This window comes from Caballeronia cordobensis (genome assembly GCF_001544575.2).
GTDB classification, from domain to species: Bacteria; Pseudomonadota; Gammaproteobacteria; order Burkholderiales; family Burkholderiaceae; genus Caballeronia; species Caballeronia cordobensis.
The window spans coordinates 1-3,357 of the sequence record NZ_FCNY02000057.1 but is presented as its reverse complement, the minus strand read 5'-3'; the positions used below and the strand labels follow the sequence as shown (position 1 = coordinate 3,357).

Sequence of the window (3,357 nt, the reverse complement as noted above, 5' to 3'; positions counted from 1 at the left end):
ACGTGTGCCCCAAGGGGCTCAATCCGACCAAGGCGATCGGCAAGATCAAGGAATTGATGGTGCGCCGGGCGGTTTGATCGTCGTCAGCGTTTGAAAAAAGCGCAGTCTCGCGAGAGGCTGCGCTTTTTTTTCGCCGCTTCCATCATCCGATATTTCTATCTTGTAATGAGACTGTCGTCTCACTAGAATGAATCGGCAGGCATGGCGCAAGGAGGCAATCATGACGCTGACCCGTACGGAAATGGACCGGAAAATCGACGAGCACTTCGGTTTCGAGCGGCACGACGATGTCGAAGGCGTGCTCGCCACGCTCACGGAAGACGTGGAGCACGACATAGTCGGCTGGCCCGCGGGTCCGGCGCATGGGCGCGAGGGCGCGCGGCCGTTCTACGAAGCGCTGTTCGCGGATCTGTCGGAGAGCCGCGTCGAAAGTCTGCGTCGTCTTTATGGCGACGGCTTCGTCATCGACGAATCGATGTGGCGGGGCAAGGCGCCGGGCAGGCCGTTCGGGCTCGAAGGGCGCGGGCGTCCGCTGCAATTCCGCATGCTGCATGTCGTCGAATTCAGCGAGAGCGGGCAGATCCGGCGCGAGAACGTGTGGGTCGATCTCGCGGCGATCATCGGCCAGTTGCCGCAGGCGTGACATGGCGCGCGGCAATCAGAAGCAGCGCACGCGCAAGGACCTGTTGCAGGCGGCGTCGCGGTTCATGAAAGCGGGGCGCAAGCCGAGTCTAGAAGAGGTCGCAGCCGAGGCGCTGGTGTCGCGCGCGACGGCGTACCGGCATTTCCCGAGCATCGACGCGCTCTTGCTGGAAGCCTCGCTCGATGTCGATACGCCCGACGCCGGCACGCTCTTTTCCGCGCGCGCATCGGACGATCCGGTCGCGCGATTGCTGCGTGTCGATGCCGCGCTTCACGACATGATCCGCGCGAACGAAGCGCCGCTGCGCATGATGCTCGCGCATTCGCTGGAACGCGTGGCGAAGGGCGAGCCGCAAGACGAAGTGCCGCTGCGTCAGAACCGGCGCACGCCGTTGATCGAGGCGGCGCTCGAACCCGCGCGCGACCGGCTCAAGCCCGCCGCGCTCGATACCTTGACGCAGGCGCTTGCGCTCGTCATCGGCACGGAGGCGATGATCGTCTGCAAGGACGTGCTGCAACTCGACGAGGCCCGCGCGCGCAAGGTCCGGCGCTGGGCGATTCGCGCGCTGGTGGAGGCCGCGCGTCGAAACGGGGTGGACGAAGCAGATAACTAGGTGTGGGATAATCCCAAAATTCGCGCCTTCGCGACCCAAAAGGCCGGCGAATCACGCGCGCAAGGGCCTTTATCCTCGTGGCCCGCTTTTGATTCTCTCCGCGATATTCCAACAGCCACCACGATGCCCACATACCGTTCCAAAACCTCCACCGCCGGCCGCAACATGGCGGGCGCGCGCTCGCTCTGGCGCGCCACCGGCATGAAAGACGAAGATTTCTCGAAGCCGATCATCGCCGTTGTCAATTCGTTCACCCAGTTCGTGCCGGGCCACGTCCATCTGAAGGATCTGGGCCAGCTCGTCGCGCGCGAGATCGAGGCCGCGGGCGGCGTGGCGAAAGAGTTCAACACGATCGCCGTCGATGACGGCATCGCAATGGGGCACGACGGCATGCTGTATTCGTTGCCGAGCCGCGAGATCATCGCGGATTCGGTCGAATACATGGTCAACGCGCATTGCGCCGACGCCATGGTGTGCATCTCCAATTGCGACAAGATCACGCCCGGCATGCTGATGGCCGCGATGCGCCTGAACATTCCCGTGATCTTTGTCTCCGGCGGCCCGATGGAAGCGGGCAAGACGCGTCTCGCGAATCCCGTCACGAAGACGATGGAGTTCAAGAAGCTCGATCTCGTCGACGCCATGGTGATCGCCGCGGACCAGAATTATTCCGACGCCGAAGTCGCCGAAGTGGAACGCTCCGCGTGCCCGACGTGCGGCTCGTGCTCGGGCATGTTCACCGCCAACTCGATGAACTGCCTCACCGAAGCGCTCGGCCTCTCGCTGCCCGGCAACGGCACCGTCGTCGCGACGCACGCCGACCGCGAGCAGTTGTTCAAGCGCGCGGGACGCGGCATCGTCGAACTGGCGCGCCGTTACTACGAGCAGGAAGAGGCGCGCGTGCTGCCGCGCTCGGTCGGCTTCAAGGCGTTCGAAAACGCGATGACGCTCGATATCGCGATGGGCGGCTCGACCAACACGATCCTGCACTTGCTCGCGATCGCGCGCGAAGCGGAGATCGACTTCACGATGAAGGACATCGACCGCCTTTCACGCACCGTGCCGCAACTGTGCAAGGTCGCGCCGAACACGAACAAGTATCACATCGAGGACGTGCATCGCGCGGGCGGCATCATGGCGATCCTCGGCGAACTCGATCGCGCGGGCAAGCTGCACACCGACGTGCCCACCGTGCACGCGCCCACGCTGAAAGACGCGCTCGCGCAGTGGGACGTCAAGCTCACCGAAGACGAAGCCGTGAAGACGTTCTACATGGCCGGTCCCGCGGGCGTGCCGACGCAAGTCGCGTTCAGCCAGAACACGCGCTGGCCGAGCCTCGACACGGATCGCGCGGAAGGCTGCATCCGTTCTTACGAGCATGCGTTTTCGAAGGAAGGCGGGCTCGCGGTGCTGACCGGCAACATCGCGCTCGATGGCTGCGTCGTCAAGACCGCGGGCGTCGATGAAAGCATTCTCGTGTTCGAAGGCAGCGCGCACGTGACCGAATCGCAGGATGAAGCGGTCGAGAACATTCTCAACGACAAGGTCAAGGCGGGCGATATCGTCATCGTCCGCTACGAAGGCCCGAAGGGCGGCCCCGGCATGCAGGAAATGCTCTACCCGACGAGCTATATCAAGTCGAAGGGTCTCGGCAAGGCGTGCGCGCTCCTGACGGACGGGCGCTTCTCCGGCGGCACGTCGGGACTGTCGATCGGTCACTGCTCGCCGGAAGCGGCGGCGGGCGGCGCGATCGGCCTCGTGCGGGACGGCGACAGGATTCGCATCGACATTCCGAATCGCACGATCGACGTGCTCCTGTCCGACGACGAACTCGCGCGCCGTCGCGAAGAGCAGAACGCGAAGGGCTGGAAGCCGGCGAAGGCGCGCCCGCGCAAGGTGTCGGCGGCGCTGAAGGCGTACGCGAAGCTGGTGATGTCGGCGGACAAGGGCGCGGTGCGTGACTTGTCGCTGCTCGACGACTGAGGTTTCAATCGCCCGGTAGAAAGCCGCTCGAACGAGCGGCTTCAGACTGCTGACAAAGCCCTGGCTCTTGCCAGGGCTTTGTCGTTAAATGAGCGCCATGCTCAAGAAACCGACGCCT

3 protein-coding genes and 1 pseudogene are annotated in these 3,357 nt (G+C 64.1%); all 4 read left to right on the top strand.

Features of this window, described 5'->3' with window-relative positions; all coding sequences use genetic code 11:
* Positions 1–77, top strand: a pseudogene (sdhB, locus tag AWB70_RS38020) (succinate dehydrogenase iron-sulfur subunit); the annotation flags it as partial.
* A gap of 143 nt (positions 78–220) precedes the next feature.
* Positions 221–643: a nuclear transport factor 2 family protein gene (locus tag AWB70_RS38015; protein ID WP_053571045.1), complete on the top strand. Its 423-nt coding sequence runs from the start codon at positions 221–223 to the stop codon at positions 641–643.
* 1 nt (position 644) lies between these two features.
* A complete protein-coding gene (locus AWB70_RS38010; protein WP_053570784.1) occupies positions 645–1,256 on the top strand; it encodes a TetR/AcrR family transcriptional regulator in 612 nt (203 codons plus the stop codon).
* Between the two features lie 123 nt (positions 1,257–1,379).
* Positions 1,380–3,239, top strand: a complete 1,860-nt coding sequence (ilvD, locus tag AWB70_RS38005) for a dihydroxy-acid dehydratase (protein WP_045456241.1) — start codon at positions 1,380–1,382, stop codon at positions 3,237–3,239.
* Positions 3,240–3,357 lie beyond the last annotated feature (118 nt).